The following is a 19,698-nucleotide window of genomic DNA, read 5'->3' as shown; positions in this document are numbered from 1 at the left end:
GGACGTTGTTGCATCATTGGGTTGCCATATGGGTTTTGTTGAGGCATCATTACATTATTGTCAAAACCATATCTGTTATTATTAAAATTGTTGTACATATTTGAATCATCCTTTTTTACATCTTTTAAATTTGTATTACTTAAATTTTCTTTTTGGGAATCTAAACTAGTTTCATTAGCAGAAACAGTTTTTTCTGCCAAACTATTTGGCGACGCACTTACATTTTCAACACTTCCTTCATCTTGCAACTTTTGCTGATTAGCTGCTTGAGCAATTTCTTGTTCTTGTGCTTTAGCTGCATTATCTAGTTTATTCATTAAAATTTCATGTTCACGAACTTGCCTATTAATTTCTCTTTCTTTCTTCTTAGAAATTGGGATGCCAATTCCCAAACCTAAAGCTAAACAAAGAACCAGCAAACCACTACAACCAGCAACAACAGGGATAAACCATTCACGCTCAGTTACTGGAACAGGTCCAATAACATTGTCACTTGCTGCCTTTTGAACCATTTCAATAGAACTATTTTTACAATTTAGTTGTGAACTTGTTGAAACTGACATTACAACAGGAATTGTAGAAATTGCAGCAATTCCAAATAAACTCGAAAATACAATTGTCTTTTTTAATCAAGATCTCTTATTTGTCTTCATGTTTATTTATACCTAGAAATAATTATGTTCATTAACAAAATTAAAATCATAACTAAAAGTTATCATATGAATGGTAATCAACAAAACCTATTGGATATGAAGTTCTAGTTATTCCATGCCTAGGATATGGATAAGAAGAAGGGTAATAATCCATATATGCAGGACTCATGTACCCTAATGTAGGTTCATTAGGGTAATTGTATTGACCATACCTAATTGGTCGCATCATTGGTCTTTGTTGTGGATAATAAGCACCATGATGGTTGTAAGCATAGAAGCGTCTTGTTGATGCATATGGTATGCCAACTGGATAATTTCTATAATATCTTGGTCGTGGCAATGTTGGACTTTGAGAAACAACAAATGGTGGCATTGGGTATGATGGAGGAGGCACTGGAGCAACTGCTGCTACTGGACGCAATGGTTGGTAAACACCTAAAGGTTCCATTGGTCTATAAGCAGGTACCATTGGTTCAATAAAATCAGCATCTTCTTCAATCTCAAGTGTTGCATTAGGAACAATACGACCAGAGGACACAGCAGGAGTTGGTATAGTACGTTGTTGCATTTGTGTAGAGAATGTTAAAGCTGTCTTAGTTTCTTCTTTAACTTGTTTAATTTCATTATTTAAAGTAACAAGTTCTTCTTTAACTTTTTGAATCTCATTATTATCTTTAATCTTATCAAATTCATCTTTAATTAATTGAATTGCATGATTAGTTTTAATAAGTTCATCATTGTTTTTAGACTTTTCAAGTTCTTCTTTAACTTTTTCAATTTCTTTAGCAGTTTTAACTAGATCTTCATTATTTTTAACAATTTGAAGTTCTTTTTTAACCTTTTGTAGTTCTTCACTAATTGCAATAAATTCTTCATTATTTCTAAACTTCTCAAGTTCTTCTTTAATTTTTTGAAGTTCTTGATTAGTTCTTATAATTTCATTATTATTGCTTTCTGTAATAGTAAATGCACTAGCAACAACATTTCTAACTTTTTTAATTTCTTCATTTGCCTTATTAATTTCTTCATTTGCCTTATTAATTTCATCAATATTAGACTTAGAAATAGAAACAATATCGGCCTTAACTTTTTCAATTTCTTCATTAGCTTTAATGATTTTATTTGCATTAGCTTCAGTTGTTGAAACAGCATCTGCAACCTTTGATTCCACTTCTTTTGCAAAAGCTGTAGCATTTTCCACTTGATAACGAACTTGATTAGCGGTTTCACTAACGGTTTCAAAGCTGTCTTTTAAATTACGTTCCACTTCATCAATACGTTTGTTTTGTTCTTGAATTTCTCCGCTAAACGGATTTTCTGTTACACGATTAGCAACAATTGTTTCTTCTTCAGCAACTAAATTATTTTCATCTTTTTTATTATCTAAGTTTTCATTATTAGTAAATAAGTTATTTTCAGCACTAGTTGCATAGTCAGGTAAAATTGGATTGTTTGATAATGAATTATTGGAATCATTAAAGTTGTAACTATTATCATAAGCTACATTTTCTTGTTGATAGTTATTTGCATCATATTCAACTAGATTATCAACTGGGTAATTAAATTCAGAGTTATTCTCATAATAAGGTTGTTGATCATTTTGATTAGAAAATTGGTCTTCTTGTGGTAAATTGTTTTCATCATAATTGTTTTCAACATAATTACCATTATCAACAAAATCATTAGAGGACAATGAATTCATATAATCCATGTTTTGATTGTATTCATTGTCAGCTGGCATTTCTTGATTCATTACCATATCATTAGGAACTTGCTCAGCAAACTGATCAATCGGAGCTGGGTCAACAACTTCAGTTTGTGAAAGAACTGCCTCAGTTGGTACAACTTCAGTTGGAACTGCTTGAGTTGGAACTGCTTGAGTTGGAACTGCTTCAGTTGGAACTGCAACAGTTTGACTGCTACCACCAAACATTTCTACAGTTAATGGTTGACCACTACCATCAAAATAGTTTTGCCCATTAATTGGATCACCAGTTGAAGGATCATAAAAAGTTTGACTAGGTATATCATATGCTAGATTAACCACATTACCATTGGCATCATATGCATCAAAATAAGTGGTATTTGGATCTTGATTAGTTGCTTGATCTGAACCAGGACCATTAATTTGATTATCCTCTGTATCAAATAATTTTAAATTAGGATCTACTGGTTTAAAGTCCTTTAAAGTTACTAATTGATTAGTATCTTGATCAAAGGCTAAAGCATGCACTTTTCCTTTTTCATCATATGCATAAGCAACTTCCACATCAGGAAATTTTTTACTAATTTTTTTCTGAAGTGATAAAAGTTTTTTTTCTATCTTTGGTGTCATAATTTCAAATTTTAATTCTTCCTAATAATAATTTAAAAGAAACTCAGTGTAAGTCCTAGTAATTAACTATTCATTTAAACCTAACATATTTTAGCAAATTAAAAAAGCATTTAAACATTATTTTAAACTTAAATAACCATTTAAGGAATACTTCCTTAAAATGAATTATCAAATTTAATAATATCTTTTATTTCAAACATATTTTTTACAAAATAAATCTATCATTAGTTCTTTAACTTGAACTTAAATTTAACTAAATATAGACAAATCATAAGTAAATATATTTTTTACACAAATATTATTTTATCTTCAATTAACATGAATATTTTTTAGTACAAATATGCATTGAAAAAGAAAAATTTTATAAATTAATATTAATAAATTACTTGTCTAAAATTTCATCTAAACGTTTTGAATTATAAGTTATGAAAGAAGTATTTCCAGTCACAATTTCTGAATCTTCTGGAATGATAATTTTTCCGTAAGCATTTCTAGCATTAGAATCAAATTCTTTTAAACTAATGTATGTAACATCTTTTAATGGAATTCCCAATTGATCAAGATAGTTAGAGATCATTTTAAATTTAGATGCTGTTTTAGAGTTAAATAGATAAAGATTATCAAAAAAATGAACAATATTTAAATTACATTCTTTAATCAAATCATTAGGTTCATTGTCATTTTTTAAAAATTTACTGTTAAAACTTTGCCCAGAAGAATAGACATAAATTTCACTAACATCTAATTTCTCTAAATTTTTTTCAAACAATAAATAATCATTATTGATAGGAAAATTTAATTTTCAAACACTTTTGAATTGATTAGCTGTTTGTACACTTAAAAAATAATTTAAAAGAACATTGGAGTTTGGCTCATCACGTCATTGACCTTTAACTAAAACTCCAGAAAATGAAGAAACTGCAAGATGTAAAATTAAATCAACATCATTTTTATTTAAAAAACTTTCATAAAAAAAATGATTATCGTAATGTTTTTTTAAACAACTACCTGCACCTGAAACAATGTCAATATTTTTAATATCAAGTAACTGACAAATTTGTATTGCTTGATCATACCAAGCATTTGTACTTAAAATAGTTAAAGTATCATTAGACAATCTGCGCAAAAGATGTTCAGCATTTTTTAAATTAACATTTTCGCTATATATAGCTGGCAAATTAGTATCAAGAATATAAGCTTTGTCCATATTTAATTTTTATGTTTTATACCTGCATCATGAATCATTTTAACAAAATCATTTGTAGAAATTGTTATAACTGTTTCAGATCCATACTGGCGGTAATTAATTTGATCTAAATTTTCAACTTCACGATCTCCAATAACAACTTGCAAGGGGACTTTACGAGTTTGTGCATCACGAATTTTTTTAGCTAAACGTTCCTCACGATTATCTACTTCACAACGAATTTTATTATCAGTTAAAAATTTAAATAATTTTTGACATGCACTATTATGAATTTGATTATTTACAGGAATAATTTGAACTTGTAATGGTGCTAATCATAATGGTAAAACTCCACTAGTTTGTTCTAATAGGGTTGCAATAAATCGTTCATATGTTCCAATAATACCAAGATGAACAATAACACAATTACTTTCTTGGTTATTAGAATTTATGTAGACTGTATTAAATTTTTTTGGCAAAGAAAAATCCAATTGGATCGTTGAACAAGTAATTATTTTATTCAAAGCAGTTCGGCATTGAAAATCAATTTTAGGACCATAAAATGCTGCATCTCCAATTTGTTTTGAATATTTTATATTTAATTTTTGCAAAGCCAATTCTAGTTGTGATTCACTTGTTTCTCACATTTTTTCATCATCTATAAACTTGCTTTTATTTTTTGGATCGTGTAGTGATAAATCAACATGATCAAATTTAATATTAAAAGTATTCATAACTTCATTAATAATTTTATAAGCATTAATAATTTCATTTTCAATTTGATCTGGCAAACAAAAAATATGATTATCTAATAAAGTCATCATTCTTACACGTTCTAATCCTGTTAATGCCCCAGAACTTTCATAACGATGTAAAATAGAATCTTCTGACAATCTTATTGGTAAATCCCGGTAAGATCTTGGCTTACTTAGATAAACTAAGCAATGGTGGGGGCATGTCATAGGTCTAAGAATCATCATTTCATTATTTAATTTCATCGGAGGAAACATATCTTCGCCATAATGACTATAGTGACCACTAAGTTTATACAAATCTAAATTACCCATAACAGGGGTACATACAAAATTAAATCCATATTTAATTTGGCAATCATGAACATAATCCCCAATTAAATTGCGCAAAATAGTTCCAGCAGGTAGTCAAATTGGCATTCCTGCTCCAGTTAAACTATTAAATGTAAATAATTCAAGATTTTTACCAATTCTACGATGATCTCGTTCTTTAGATTCTTCTAATTCTTTAAGAAATTTATCCAATTCATTTTGTTCTGGAAATGCAACAAAACTTATTCGAGTTAATTGATTATTTGTTTCCTTTCCTTGCCAATATACCCCACTAATTGATAACAAACTAAAAAATTTTAAAAGTGAAACTTTTTCTAAAATATTTGCTTCATGTCAAATTAGTAAATTTTTTTCCTTTAAATTTAGAAATTTAAATTTTTTTAAATTAGATTTATTTATTAATTCAGTACTAAAAGGATCAAATTTTAAAATTTCTAGCGCTTCACTCTTGTTTAAATAAACTACTTCATATTTTTTTAAATTTAAAGCTAATTTTATAAGTTTTTTTTCAATAGATTTGAAATCATTACTGCTAATAACAACATTTTTAGAAAAAAAATCCAAACTAACAATATTATCACTTGAATTTATTTCACCAAAATTAATTCATTTATCTTCTTGCATTAAAAATAACTTTATCAATAAGCACAATGTTGAAGATCACAAATTCATTTTTATATACCTGTTTAGATTTACTTATCAAAGTGCACTTCATTAATGTTTGGGTGGTTATCTTCCAATGGAATAATATTTTTTACATGAATTAACATTTTATGACCATAACGTGATTTAAAAATAGTTAACTTACCCTCAACCATGTGCCATGTTCCAGCAATTAAAAATTTTTGAATATGAACATCTTCACTTCCGATGTACAATTCATAAAAATGTTCGCTTCTAACATTCCCTAATAATCCTGATTGAACTAATCTAGCAAAAAAAGAACCACTGTCTCGTCTACTAACCTTATCCAACATTCCAGAAATTTTTACATAATTAACATATTCTTCCATGAATTTATTCTCACAATTAAAATTAATTTAAAATACAAAATATTTATTCGTTAATAATAATCTCTAAAACTTCAATAGCTACTTTTCATTGCTTGCTACGATAATCTTGATAAGTTCTTAAAACTCCTTCAACAGCAATGGTTTCATAATTTTTAACATATTTTTCTAATTCATCACTTAGAGGTTTATTAGCATACAATGTAAAATAGTCAGTAAATTTGGTCTTACCAAACATTCGATATTGCTTGATAGATACATAAAATCCAGTATTATTACTAGACCATCGATAACTATCAATTTCACCTTCAATAATAACTTTATTTAGCATTAAACTTAGATAACTTATCTTATAAAAGATTTAGAGAAACACAAGTACTATTATAATGTAAAAAATACCTCTATATTATGTTAATTAACATGTTAGTTTTTTTTGTTATTATCAAAAGATGAAGAGTTTGATGAATCAGATGAAGAAACTGGCACAGGAATTTGCAAATCAAATCTAATTGGAAAAGCACTAATTGTTTTAATAATTAATTTTTCTTCCAAAATAGCTTTTCTAATACCTTCAAATCGTTCTTTATCTTCCAAAACATCTCTAATAGATTCATTAGTTTTTTGATAATAAATATCTAGCATGTCTTTAATTTCTTGATCAGATACTTCAATTTTTCACAATTTTTCCAAGTAATTAAAAACAAGTCCTTTTTTGATTATCTTCTCTGAAATTTCAGTAACAACGCGTGCTTCAGGTTCTTTTCCAGATGGTTGCATTAATGAATGTTTAACATTTTCTTCAATAAAATTACGATATTCAGAATCAATATTAAATTTAAAATGACTAACAATTTCTTCCATTGCTGCTGAAAATAAATTATCTTTTATTACCATTTGAACAGTTTCAAAATCTAGAACTTGTTCAGAAATATTTTTAATTCCTTTTCTTAATCTTTCCTTATGTTGAGAAATTAAATTACCATCAGTAAAAATACGTGTAATTCTAATTTCTTTTGAAAAATTGATTTCAGTAACTAATTCACTTGTTGATTTATTTTCTACAATTTTTGATTCATTATTTTTATTCTTGTCCATAAAAAAGTATTCAAACTTCTCCAATATTTATTAAAACAAATTTAAATCTAAGTTAATATATTAAATGTTCTTCTAGACCACTTAGATTCTAAAATTAAAAATAATTTTTAAATGAATAACTTTAATTTTAATGTTTTGAGTATATCAAATACTCATAATTGATTATTCAAATGCTAACTAATATGATCTAGCAAAATAAACTAAATGTTGAGCAGGTTTGTTTGTATAAAAACAATTAATATTGTTTGTTGACAAATTGGTTATACAACGAATAGTTGCCCCAGTTGTTTTTTTAATTTCATTTTCATCATCAATTGTACCACTTCAACCAACTAAGAGCACTTTTTTATCATTTAAAGATTTTTTAAAGTCATCCAAATTATAAACCTTAACAATTTGATTTTGATATCGACTACTAACTTTTGCATATAAACTATTATTATAAACTGAAATGTTGTTTAAAATCTTTTGAGAAATATTATTAATTGAAACTATTTCTTTATCTGAACTATTCCGTCATTTTAATAAAACAGTTTTATTATTTAATTCGTTTGGTCCCACAATTATTAACAAAGGAACTCCATAAATTTCTTGTTGATTTATTTTATACCCTAATGAGTTATCTGAAAAATCAACATCCACTCTATATTTTTGCTTTAAACTATTAAAGAGTTCATTTGCAAAATTTACAACTTCAGAATTTTTATTTCCAAATAAAGTCAAAATCATAATTTGTGTAGGGGCAATACTGAATGGCAACACCAAACCATTATCATCTCCATGACTCATAATTAAGCCACCAATAATTCTTGTAGATAATCCTGCAGACATTGTATGAACAAATTCATAAATATTATTTTTATTTTGATACTTGATATCAAAAGCTTTAGAAAAATTTTGACCTAAATTATGACTAGTAGCAGATTGTAAAGCTTGTCCATCTGGCATAATTGTTTCAATTGTATAAGTTTCAATTGCGCCAGCAAATTTTTCATTTTCACTTTTTAGTCCAGACAAAGTAGGTATCATTAAGACATCATTAATAAGTCATGCATAAATATCATGCATTTTCTTAACCATATCAATACAACTTGAACTGTCAGAAAAAGCTCCATGCATTTCTTGTCAATGAAATTCACTATTACGTAAAAATGGTCGTGTAGATTTTTCAACACGAAAAACATTACACCATTGATTATAAAGAAATGGTAGTTGAGAATAATTTTGTAAAATTTCACTTCATAGTTTGCAAAAAGCTACTTCTGAAGTTGGTCTCAAAACATATGGACTAGACAATTTTTCATGATTTTTGCTCTCAATCAAAAATAATTCTGGATTAAAACCCTTAATGTGATTTGCTTCTAAAAGCAAATCACCATAAGGAAATAAGCTAGGTAAAGCAACATTTTTAATTTTTAATTCTTCAAATTTCTTATTTAAATGCTTTTGAATTTGTTCTCATATGCTTCAACCACGAGGTAGAAAACTCATGAAACCTTTGATGGGACTATAATGAATTAGTTCTGCTTTTTCAACAACGCTTGTATATCAATCACTTAAAGATACTATTTGACTAATAATTTCACGATTTTTCTTCATAGCATTACTTAGTATTATTAATGAGTTGTCGTTGCCACAACAGCAGCTACAACAATACCAATTAAAATAATTAGAATTATTGATGCAATAATAATTCTAATCTTTTTACTTTTATCCATTTTGGTTTTGTTTGTATTTTCTTGATTTTGTGACATTAAACTAAATTCTTAAATTGAAATATTAATGGAGTTAATTATAACATTTCATAAGGCATAAATAATATATTATGATAATTGCTATGATTGTCTCTATGAAGTTAAATAAAAATTTAAATGAATAATTAAAAATATTAATTTTTATTTATTAAATTATTTTTAATACAAGCATCTAGTTTATTAAACAACATAATTTTTAATATAAAATTATTTAATATTTTCTAGTATCTCTATCATTCTAAATAATAAATTTTAGGAGAAATATTTTATGCCAAATAGAAATTCTCAAGGATCACCAAAGCTTATATATCGAATTGATTCTCGTCCGCCTAATGAAATTTTTGAAGAAGGGTTTCAACCTTGAGGAACAAACACAAATTTTTTTCGACATATTTTAGGATATTCATTAGGTGATGAAATACCTGAAGATGATAGAAGTGGCATTATTTCAGCTTCTGATTCACCAGATTCAAGCTTAAGGTTTTTTGGAGGAATGATGAATAATCCTTTTCAAAATTTGGAATATTATTTATATGAAATTAGAGCTGATGAAAATGTTTATAGTGCTCAAAGAACTGCTAGTTTTTATCAACAACGAATTAACACAGGTTTAATTGATTTTGAAGAAGGTAATTTAGAAACAGCAATAGATGCAACAGACTCAGTTTTAAGAGATTTTGCTTATCAAAGAGAATGATTTAATGTTGGTCCTATTCCAAGGGAAAGAGTTCGATCAGCATGAAGAGTAGATTCTGTTTCAATTGATCCTATTCATATTCGACATCAACAAGATACTGTTTATTTTACACCAAGAATAAATGAACCTGAAATTTTAAATCCCAACTATGTAGATTCAAATACATATGCAAATGATTTGCCATATACAGAAGGTGCAACTATTGCAACAACTTCAAGAGTTAGTATACCAAATGAACTTCTTGAATCAGATGCATCAGGAGGAGTAGCAGCATCTTTAGGTTTTGCTTGTTCATTTTTGCCCGATAGTCCAAGAGATAAAAGATCTCTTAATAATAAAAGACAATTATTTTGTTACTATGATAAACAATTAATTCATAAGAATTTAAAAGATATAAAATTAAAACCTTTTATTTTAAGTTCTAGTTTTGCTCAAAAACTTTATTTACGTACTCTTAAAACTAAGCAACTTTTTGTTTTATTTTTTGAAAATCAAAAAAATTATAATTTAGCAAAACTTATTAATTTTAATCTATGAGAAAAAGCGCCAGATTTTATTTATGATGCTTTTCATAGATTAGTTTGGAACCCAAAAAATAAAGAATACTCCTATGCATTAACACCTGTTTATGTTGGGTTTCAAACTCATTATGAATTAGCTTATGCAATTGGTTCAATTAATGATGAATCACAAAAATGATCTTTAGAAAGAACAATTGTAAGAGACAATGAAACATTATTTAGAATAAAAAATAAAAAAATTAAAAATTTTTCTTTACAAAGAGAAATTAAAACTAATAAATTATTTTTGAGACATATAGATGATTATGATTCTAATTTTGAAGAAGTATATATTTCAATTAGCAAAGATACTTGTGATACTTGTATTTTGTTGCCTCAAGAATCAAAGACTAAACTAATTGATATTGAACTTTCATGATTTTATCAAAATCAAAATTATGTAATTGTTCCTGAAACTGGATGATCAAAAGCTGCAGCAATACCAAGAAATAAGTTTTTTTATGATCTAAATACTTATAAAATTGTATACATTGATAAAAATGGACAAGTTTTTGCTCTATACAATAATCGTGGTAATAATGAATGAAATTGAGTTAAATGAATAAAATCAGATTTACAAAAAACTACTAATAAAAATTTACTTTGATATTTCCAAAATGATAAGTGAGATGCAGAAAAAGGTATTAATTATCGTAACATTAGATCATTTAATAAAAATGATTATTTAAGAGTTGTTATCACAGGTCCCAAATGAGGGGGAGTTTATACTACAAATTATGGAGTTGATAAAAACTCTATTGCTTTGTTCAGAATTAACAAGTATGCTGATATTTAATAAATAAATTATTATTGTGTCAAATGCATGTGTAATTTTTAAAAAATTAATAAATTTTGTGTCACTGCATTAAATAATTTTAATTATGTTGCTTTTAGGATAGTCTTTTTTTAGTTTAATGTCAAAAGTATTTAATGTTTAAAGTCTAAAATTGCATAGTATTTATAAGAATAAACATAATGGAATGAGCATGCAACAGCATGAATGAAAAAATAAATAATTATTGGTCATATCATATTAGAAAAATAAATTTCTCACTTTGCATAGATAGATAATAAATAGTTAATAATCACATTTAATGCTGTTATTAATAAAAAAATACTAACATCAAATACTATGTATCAATTAATTCCAAAAAATTTACTATATCCTTTTGTAATTAAAAAATTAATTGTATTAAAACTTTTAATATAATTTTTCTTGATTAAATACAAAATTATTACATTAGTAACAATAAACAAAATTAAAAGTAAAAATTTTATAACTCAACTGATGTTAAAATCTAAATTAAAAAGTTCTTTAAAATTAATTACACAAAAAATATTTGTCAAAAAGAATGAAAAAAATAATGCTAAGCTATAACAAGATAATCAAAAAAAATTTTTTAAAAAGAAAGTAAAAAAACCTATGATAAATGTTTTAAAAAAATATCAATTTTTAAAGTCTTTATTGTTTGTGCTTTCAGGTATAGTATAAGTTGAATTTAATGATACATAATATTGGTTATCACTAAGATCAATTTTAGCAAAATTGGATAATTTAAAAAAAATATCTGTAAAGATTAAACAACAAATATTTTTGTTAATAACCATTTTTTTTAATTTCAAAATAAAATTTTTTCAATCAAAAGAAGTTAAATCTATATTTAATAAATTTAAAAATAAATATTTTGGTTTTTTGTAAGTTAATTTAAAACAAAGAATTTTATTTTGTGTTAATGCATTTAATTCATGAAATCTTTTTTTAGCATATTTAAGTAAGTTATAAGATTTTAAATATTCAATTGTAAGTTTTTTACTTTTAATTAAATTTTTTGAAAAAATAAAAATCTCATCATAAATAATTTTATAAACTGTTTGTTTTTTAATTAATTGAAATTCCTCAATACTAAATGTACTAATATTTTCAGAAATAAACTTGCTACGTTTAAAATCGGATAAATTTCATAAAGAAACGTCATTATATAAAACATTGCCAACTTTAGGTGGCAAAATACCTAAACTTATTTTATAAAAATCAGTAATTTTTTTAGGATTTTCATCATAAACAAAATAAAAACTATCAGAATTGAAAGTATACCAAAATCCATTTTTTAAATTGTCAGTAATTGATAAAGTTAAACAAGCCTCATAAGAAATTGTATTCTTCATTTAAATTAAATTAACCAAATTATTTTTGTACTTGTTTTAATTTTAATATTTCATAAGCTAATAATTTTTCAATTTTGGTTGTTTCAGTTAAATCATTAATTCGTGATAATTGTTGCTCTAACATTTTTTTTCTTGCAGCAACTTTGGCAACATCAATGTCTTTTGTTAAAACAAAATTAAAAGCAAAAATTTTAATTTCATTTTTTGTAGCATAAACTGTTCCGCTATTTAAAACACCTGATTCACGATTTTTATTTTCATGAGTAATGTAAATAACATTTGCTGATAATGGTGCAACAAAAGGAACGTGATTACACATTAATCCAATATATCCTTCCATAGTTTTTAACTCAACCATTCTTATATCCTGATCAAATTTAATACCATGGGGAGTTAAAATTTTTAAATGAACTAAATTATTTGCCATTACAATTTACTTGCCTTTTCAACTGCTTCTTCGATGGTTCCTACATAGAAAAAGGCTTGTTCAGGCAAATTATCATGTTTACCCTCAAGAATTTCTTCAAAACCTCTAATTGTATCTTGCAAACTAACATATTTGCCTTGATTACCCGAAAACTTTTCAGCAACAAAAAAAGGTTGACTTAAGAAATTTCTAATTTTTCGTGCGCGGGCAACTGCAAGTTTATCCTCTTCAGAAAGTTCATCAATACCTAAAATAGCAATTACATCTTGTAGTTCAGCAAATTTTTGCAAAATTTGTTGAACATTTCTTGCAACTTTATAATGACGTAATCCAACAATGTTAGGATCCAGTAAACGACTTGTTGACTCTAAAGGGTTAATTGCTGGGAAAATACCCAAAGCAGCAATATTACGATCTAAAACAGTTTTTGCATCTAAATGAGAAAATGTTGTTGCAGGCGCTGGGTCAGTTAAATCATCTGCAGGAACATAAATTGCTTGAACAGAGGTAATTGAACCACTTTTAGTTGATGTAATTCTTTCTTGCAATAAACCCATTTCATAAGCTAAAGTAGGTTGATATCCAACTGCTGATGGCATTCTACCCAATAATGCTGAAACTTCACTACCTGCTTGAGTAAAACGAAAAATATTATCAATAAACAATAAAACATCTTGATTACGAGAGTCACGAAAATATTCAGCCATTGTTAAAGCAGTTAATGCAACTCGCATTCTTGCTCCTGGTGGTTCATTCATCTGACCAAAAACTAGAGCTGTTTTATCAATAACACCTCCATCAATCATTTCATAATATAAGTCATTCCCCTCTCTTGTTCTTTCACCAACTCCAGCAAAAACAGATAAACCACCATGACCTTTAGCAATATTATGAATTAATTCTTGCACTAAAACAGTTTTACCAACTCCTGCTCCACCAAATAAACCAATTTTACCACCTTTAGAATAAGGTATTAAAAGATCAATAACTTTGATACCTGTTTCAAAAATTTCAATTTCACCAGATTGTTCTTCAAAAGTCGGAGGATCACGGTGAATTGACATTTTCTTTACATTTTTTTTATCAAGACTTTCTAAATTATCAATTGTTTGACCAGTTACATTAAACATTCTACCCAAAACTTCTTCACCAACTGGAACTTGAATTGGTGCACCAGAAGCTAAAACTTCAACACCTCGGCTTAATCCATAAGTGGCTCCCATAGAAATACAACGAACAACATTATCACCAATTATTTGTGATACTTCTAAACATAAATCTTGACCATCTAATTTAACATATAGAGCATCATTAATTTTTGGCATGGTTTCTTCATCAGGGAAAATTACATCAACAACTGGTCCAATTACTTGATGAACTTTACCTATAATTAAATTTTTTGTTTTCATAACACTTAAAAATCCTTTTATTTTTGTTCACAGCCTTGAATAATTTCATTAATTTCTTGAGTAATTGAAGCTTGTCTTAATTGGTTGTACATTAGTAAATAGTTATTATATAGATCATTTGCGTTATTGGTTGCTGCTTCCATTGCATTACGTCGACTTGCATATTCAGAAACTTTTGTTTCAATTAAGCAACCATAAAGAACAACTTGCATAAATTGAGGCATTAAGATTTCAATTACTTTTTGAGCATCTGGTTCAAATTCAATGGGAGCAAGATGTTTTTTGCTTGAATTTTGGATTGACACCAGATGCTGATCAAAAATAGCTTTATCAAAAGGTAAAACCTGAATAATTCTAGGTTCTTGTTTTAAATTGTTAATAAATGTTGTATAAACAATACAAACTTTATCAAATTCATTAGATTTATAACAATTAAAAATTTCATTACCTAAACTAAAACTAATATCAAAATTGATATCTGCATCTTGCAAATCTTTAACTGATAAAATTGCTTTTTCCTTGCCTTTTAACTTTCAAAAACCTAAACTTTTTTTACCTAATAAGATTAATTTATCATTAGGCTTAATTTGATCATATAAAATACGATTCATATTATTATTAAAACCACCACATAAAACTAAAGATGAATTAATTAAAACGTATAAAGTACTATTGTTAGTTGTCTTTTTTTGGGAATAATATTTAGCGTTTGCAATTGCATGACCAATAATTTCATAATATTCATTAAAAAAATCATAAACAGTTTCATGCTGTAATTTAAATTTACGTAATTTAGCTGTAGCTGCCATTTGCATTGCTTTAGTGATTTTACTTGTAACTGTAATTGAATTCATTTTTTGCTTTAATTCTTGTTTGGAAGCCATGATCTAAAATTCTCCAGTTGAATTTAGTTCAGTTTCATCACCAAATTTACTAATATCATAACCAGGAATAGCCATGACAAATTCTTTAATAAAGGTTTTAAAGGCGTTTCGTAAAGATTTTGTCAAAGAATCATCAAAAACTTTATTAACTACTAATTTATTATAAGTATCTGAATTAGCAAAATAAGAAATCATTTCTTTTTTAAATGCTTGAATATTTTCAATTGGAATTCACTTAATAAAACGTTCTTTAATTGCAAATAAAAAAATTGCTTCCATTGCTTGGTCTAATGGCTGACCATTTGATTGTTTTAACATTTCCATTACTCGTTTACCATGGTCAAGAATTTTTTTAGTTTCATTATCTAAATCACTACCGAATTGACTAAATACATCTAATTCTCGATATTGGGCTAACTCTAATTTTAAAGAACCAGAAACTTGTTTAATTGCTTTAGTTTGAGCTGCTGAACCAACACGACTTACAGACAAGCCAACATGAATTGCTGGTCTTTGACCTGAATTAAATAAATTAGTAACCATAAATAATTGCCCATCTGTAATTGAAATTACATTAGTTGGAATATAAGCAGAAATGTCTCCAGCTTGAGTTTCAATAATTGGCAAAGCAGTAATTGAACCTCCACCTAATTCTTTGGATAAGTGCCCAGCACGTTCCAATAAACGAGAGTGTAAATAAAAAATATCACCAGGGTAAGCTTCACGACCAGGAGGTCTACGTAATAATAAGGAAATTGTTCTATAAGCAACTGCATGTTTAGACAAATCATCATAAACAATTAAAACATCACGTCCTTGACGCATTCAATATTCAGCAATGGTTATTCCAGTAAATGGGGCAACATAAGATAAAGCAGGAATCTCTGATGCTGTAGATGAAACAATTGTTGTATATTTCATTGCATCTGCAGATTCTAATTGACTAGAAATTTGCGCAATAGAAGAATTTTTTTGTCCAATAGCAACATAAACACAATAAACATTTTTATTCTTTTGATTAATAATTGCATCAATTCCAATAGTTGTTTTGCCTGTTTGTCGATCACCAACAATTAATTCACGTTGACCTTTGCCAATAGGTAACATTGAATCAATTGCTAAAATGCCTGTTTCTAGTGGTTCATTAACTGTTTGTCTCTCCATCACTCCAGGAGCAATTTTTTCAATTGGTTCATAAGTAACATTTTTTAATTCACCTTTACCATCAATAGGTACACCAATTCCATTAACAACTCGACCAATTAATGCATCCCCAACCGGGGCTTCAATAACTCTTGATGTTCTTTCTACTAATGAACCTTCGTGGATATCATAATACTCACCCAACATAATGACACCAACACTATTAGATTCAAGGTTAAAAGCAATTCCAAAAGAACCATTTTCGAATTTAACTAATTCATTCAAAATAACATTATCTAAACCACTAACTTTAGCAATACCATCACTAATTGAAACAACATAACCTTTTTCATTGGTTAAAATTTTGTCTGAATATTTTTTAACTTGTTCCTTGATTAAAGATGATATTTCATCTAAATTAATTGCCATTTTAATCTCCTATCTAATAAATCTTGTTGAGTGTAAACTTGCTGCAATTGCTTTTAACTTACCTTTAATCGTATAGTCAATTGAATTGGATTCAGATTCAATTTTAATTCCAGCAATAACATTGGGGTCAATTTCTACTTTAATAATTAAATTTTTTTTAGTTTTTTGCTCTAATATGCATTTGATTTGTTCAATTTGCTTATCTTCTAAAGCAAATGCAGAAATAATCTTAATGAATTGTGAACTTTCTTTTTCTTCAACAATTTCTAAATATTTTTTAAAAATTAATTTAATGTCGTAAAAACTATGCATATCAATAAGAACTCGCATAAAATTGCAAAGTAAATCATTAAAGTGATTTTTAAATGTTTTATCAATAATGTTAAACTTATCCAATTTATTTAATGATTGATTATCAAACAATTTGATAATTTCTGGATGAGTATGCAATAAAGATAAAAAACTTTCAATTTGATCAAAAATAATTTTGATTATTTTTTTTTCATCTGCAAGTGAATATAATGCTTTAGCAAAACTAGCAATTTTATTCAAAATCTATTTCCTCCAATTCAGAAATAAATGTTTCAATAAATTTTTTGTTATCTTCATTTGAAATAGATTTTTTTGTTAATTCTGTTGTAGCAGCAATTGTTAATTCAATAATTTCTTCATTTAATTGAGATCGCAAGCGATTTTCTTGCTTTGTAAGTTCATTTCGAGCATTCTGCAAAATTACATTGGCATCCCGACGAGCTTTAGTCTCAATTTCATTTTTAATTTGATATGCTTCATTAGTTGAATTATTAACAATTTTTTGAGCCTCACTAATTGCTTTCATCCGCTTTTCATTTGCTTGTAATAAGTATAACTCTGCTTCCTTTCTTGCATTATTTGCTTCATCAATGTTCTTTTGAATAATTTCAGAACGATTAGCAAGAGTTCTTTTTGTTGGTTTTCATAAAAACCAAATCATTACAACTAACAACAAAATTAATGCAATGATATTAGCGAGAAAAACTCAAAAATTTGGAAAAAATTGGTTAACAATTGTATCTTGATTTAATTCTTCTGGCAAAGCACAAGATGTAAGTGTTAGTGAAAATATAAAAATTAAAACCAAAATTGATAATAATAAAAAATATTTTTTACTTCGTCTTAAAATATTCATTTTCATTAACCAAATAAATTAATTAAACAACAAAAATTAAAATAAATGCAATAATTAATGCATAAATAGCCGAAGTTTCAGATATTGCTGCACCAATAATCAAAAATGTTCTAATTTTTGATTCAACTTCTGGGTTACGGGCAATTGAGTCACATGCTCGACCAGCAACATATCCTTGACCTGCCCCAACACCAGCTGCTCCAACCATAGCAAGACCAGCACCAATGTAAGCAGCACCTTTATCTGTATAAGTTGTTCCACTTGCAGCTGTGTGATTAATAATGTTTGATAATTCAAGTAAAAAATTGTGATCCATAAATATTAAATTTCCTTCTTAAAATAAATTACTAAATTCGATCATGAGAACTTAAATTTGTTGTTTTAATTTTAATACTTTTAGTGGAATTATTTTCTCCTTTTTCACTTTCCATCATTTGATTTGACCAATATGTATAAGTCAACATAACAAAAACATATGCTTGAATTAATCCGATTGTCAAATCAAAATAAAGGTGAAATACAGGACTAATTAAACCACCAAAAGTTGATCCTAAAACTAAACCAAGAATAGTAGGATTTACATTACTAAATAAAAATTGCATAAATGAATAAAACAATGCCAAAATTAATGTTCCAGCAAAAATATTTCCCCATAAACGCATTGAAATTGAAAGTAATGGCGACACTTCACCTAATATGCTAAAAGGGTTAATCATAATTGGAATTGATTTGTTTTTATACTTTAGCTTTAAAGCAAAAGTTTTAAGATATGATAACCTTTGATGCCTAAAACCCATATAGATAGTTCCAATAAAAGTAATTAAACCCATAGAAAATGTCACAGTTAAAGAACCTGTAGGCGGAGACAATCCTACTAATGCCAATAAGTTAGAAACTGTGATGTATGACATTAGCATTAAAAAATAAGGTGTTATTTTTCTATAACGTTCGCCTAACAATTCAACTGTTAAATTTTCAAAACTAATAACCATCATTTGAACTAATAAAACATAACCTGTTGGAGCTACATCAGGTTTTTGATTACGCAATTTAAAATAATAAACAAAAACACAAATCAAAATAATTATAACAGTTACTGGAATTGTTATTACTGCTGCTGTTGGTACAAATGGTTTTCAATCTAAACCACTTATTGGCATTTGATTCCAAAAAGAATCCAAACTAGAATTAAAATCACTAGATTGCTGCCAAACTATCGCCTGTGGGGACATATTTTTTACCTTCTTCTTTTTGCTTGTGGTTACGATAATCAATTCAAAATAATAGATAATTTACTACAATACTAGAAATTGGAATTAATATTATTGCAACAATAGTTGGAATAACATTAAATACACCTTCTAATTTAAATCCATTAATACCACCAGCAATTAAAATTGGCAATGCATAAAATATATATCTTAGAATATAAATCAAAATACTCAAAGACATTATCACTTTATTTTGCTGTTCTTTCTTTTTCTTTGAGTAATTCAACAAAAAATTTGGAATCAATGTATAAGAAATCATTGCTAAAATTGCAAATGGTGTAACTAACAATCATCCATAAAGTGATCCTCATGGAGTCAAGTTTAAACCACAAATTATAAGTAAAACAATTATTCCAATAAAACAAAGTCCACTATAAATTAAAAACAATCACTTAGTTTGTTTGGTATTAAACATTAATTAAACTC

At 27.0% G+C, this 19,698-nt stretch carries 20 protein-coding genes; 1 reads left to right on the top strand and 19 read right to left on the bottom strand.

The window, feature by feature from the left end; translation table 4 throughout:
- From T383_RS0103470 to T383_RS03910, 9 genes are all read right to left on the bottom strand, one after another.
- Positions 1–653: P30/P32 family tip organella adhesin (locus T383_RS0103470; RefSeq protein ID WP_033160274.1), on the bottom strand; the 653-nt coding region annotated here is incomplete at its 3' end.
- A gap of 52 nt (positions 654–705) precedes the next feature.
- Positions 706–2,988, bottom strand: a complete 2,283-nt coding sequence (locus T383_RS0103465; protein ID WP_033160273.1) for a coiled-coil domain-containing protein — start codon at positions 2,986–2,988, stop codon at positions 706–708.
- A gap of 382 nt (positions 2,989–3,370) precedes the next feature.
- Positions 3,371–4,195 carry an MPN552 family protein gene (locus T383_RS0103460; protein ID WP_033160272.1) on the bottom strand — a complete coding sequence of 275 codons (825 nt, stop codon included), beginning with the start codon at positions 4,193–4,195 and terminating at the stop codon, positions 3,371–3,373.
- A gap of 2 nt (positions 4,196–4,197) precedes the next feature.
- A complete protein-coding gene (gene thrS / locus T383_RS0103455) occupies positions 4,198–5,931 on the bottom strand; it encodes a threonine--tRNA ligase (protein ID WP_033160271.1) in 1,734 nt (577 codons plus the stop codon).
- Between the two features lie 20 nt (positions 5,932–5,951).
- Positions 5,952–6,272, bottom strand: a complete 321-nt coding sequence (locus T383_RS0103450) for a hypothetical protein (protein ID WP_033160270.1) — start codon at positions 6,270–6,272, stop codon at positions 5,952–5,954.
- 43 nt (positions 6,273–6,315) lie between these two features.
- Positions 6,316–6,600 (bottom strand): DUF3217 domain-containing protein, encoded by a 285-nt coding sequence (locus T383_RS0103445; protein WP_033160269.1) that lies wholly within the window; start codon positions 6,598–6,600, stop codon positions 6,316–6,318.
- 92 nt (positions 6,601–6,692) lie between these two features.
- Entirely contained in the window at positions 6,693–7,364 is a 672-nt protein-coding gene (locus T383_RS0103440) for an MPN555 family protein chaperone (RefSeq protein WP_052664065.1), read from the bottom strand.
- 177 nt (positions 7,365–7,541) lie between these two features.
- Positions 7,542–8,963 carry a proline--tRNA ligase gene (gene proS, locus T383_RS0103435; RefSeq protein WP_033160268.1) on the bottom strand — a complete coding sequence of 474 codons (1,422 nt, stop codon included), beginning with the start codon at positions 8,961–8,963 and terminating at the stop codon, positions 7,542–7,544.
- Positions 8,964–8,980: 17 nt separating this feature from the next.
- On the bottom strand, positions 8,981–9,118 hold the full coding sequence (locus tag T383_RS03910; protein WP_156940257.1) for a hypothetical protein: 138 nt from the start codon (positions 9,116–9,118) through the stop codon (positions 8,981–8,983).
- Between the two features lie 268 nt (positions 9,119–9,386).
- Between T383_RS03910 and T383_RS03810 the strand changes: the two genes are divergently transcribed.
- The gene (locus tag T383_RS03810; protein WP_052664064.1) at positions 9,387–11,171 is read left to right on the top strand and encodes a scabin-related ADP-ribosyltransferase; all 1,785 of its coding nucleotides are present in this window, start codon (positions 9,387–9,389) and stop codon (positions 11,169–11,171) included.
- A 131-nt stretch (positions 11,172–11,302) separates the two neighbouring features.
- Here the strand turns inward: T383_RS03810 and T383_RS0103425 are convergent, their stop codons facing one another.
- From T383_RS0103425 to T383_RS0103380, 10 genes are read right to left on the bottom strand one after another with little or no spacing between them, the layout of a single operon-like run.
- Positions 11,303–12,541 (bottom strand): hypothetical protein, encoded by a 1,239-nt coding sequence (locus T383_RS0103425; protein ID WP_033160267.1) that lies wholly within the window; start codon positions 12,539–12,541, stop codon positions 11,303–11,305.
- Positions 12,542–12,560: 19 nt separating this feature from the next.
- Complete coding sequence (gene atpC / locus T383_RS0103420; protein WP_033160266.1) at positions 12,561–12,968, bottom strand: ATP synthase F1 subunit epsilon; 408 nt, start codon at positions 12,966–12,968, stop codon at positions 12,561–12,563.
- Positions 12,968–14,377, bottom strand: coding sequence for a F0F1 ATP synthase subunit beta (gene atpD, locus T383_RS0103415; RefSeq protein WP_033160265.1), 1,410 nt, complete (start codon positions 14,375–14,377; stop codon positions 12,968–12,970). Before atpD ends, atpC begins: the two co-directional genes overlap by 1 nt.
- 17 nt (positions 14,378–14,394) lie before the next feature.
- Positions 14,395–15,261: an ATP synthase F1 subunit gamma gene (gene atpG / locus T383_RS0103410; protein WP_033160264.1), complete on the bottom strand. Its 867-nt coding sequence runs from the start codon at positions 15,259–15,261 to the stop codon at positions 14,395–14,397.
- 3 nt (positions 15,262–15,264) lie between these two features.
- Positions 15,265–16,833, bottom strand: a complete 1,569-nt coding sequence (gene atpA, locus T383_RS0103405) for a F0F1 ATP synthase subunit alpha (protein WP_033160263.1) — start codon at positions 16,831–16,833, stop codon at positions 15,265–15,267.
- A 9-nt stretch (positions 16,834–16,842) separates the two neighbouring features.
- Positions 16,843–17,385 carry an ATP synthase F1 subunit delta gene (atpH, locus tag T383_RS0103400; RefSeq protein ID WP_033160262.1) on the bottom strand — a complete coding sequence of 181 codons (543 nt, stop codon included), beginning with the start codon at positions 17,383–17,385 and terminating at the stop codon, positions 16,843–16,845.
- Positions 17,378–18,001: a F0F1 ATP synthase subunit B gene (gene atpF / locus T383_RS0103395; protein WP_052664063.1), complete on the bottom strand. Its 624-nt coding sequence runs from the start codon at positions 17,999–18,001 to the stop codon at positions 17,378–17,380. Before atpF ends, atpH begins: the two co-directional genes overlap by 8 nt.
- Positions 18,002–18,023: 22 nt before the next feature.
- Positions 18,024–18,317, bottom strand: a complete 294-nt coding sequence (atpE, locus tag T383_RS0103390; RefSeq protein ID WP_033160261.1) for an ATP synthase F0 subunit C — start codon at positions 18,315–18,317, stop codon at positions 18,024–18,026.
- A 31-nt stretch (positions 18,318–18,348) separates the two neighbouring features.
- Positions 18,349–19,233: a F0F1 ATP synthase subunit A gene (locus tag T383_RS0103385; protein ID WP_084269109.1), complete on the bottom strand. Its 885-nt coding sequence runs from the start codon at positions 19,231–19,233 to the stop codon at positions 18,349–18,351.
- The gene (locus T383_RS0103380) at positions 19,199–19,687 is read right to left on the bottom strand and encodes an MG406 family protein (RefSeq protein ID WP_033160260.1); all 489 of its coding nucleotides are present in this window, start codon (positions 19,685–19,687) and stop codon (positions 19,199–19,201) included. The genes T383_RS0103385 and T383_RS0103380 overlap by 35 nt, the downstream gene beginning before the upstream one ends.
- Positions 19,688–19,698: the final 11 nt, after the last annotated feature.

Source organism: Mycoplasmoides alvi ATCC 29626 (assembly GCF_000701785.1).
GTDB lineage: Bacteria > Bacillota_I > Bacilli_A > Mycoplasmatales > Mycoplasmoidaceae > Mycoplasmoides > Mycoplasmoides alvi.
Note: the sequence above shows the minus strand (reverse complement) of the source record. Positions and strands in the feature narration are given on the sequence as shown.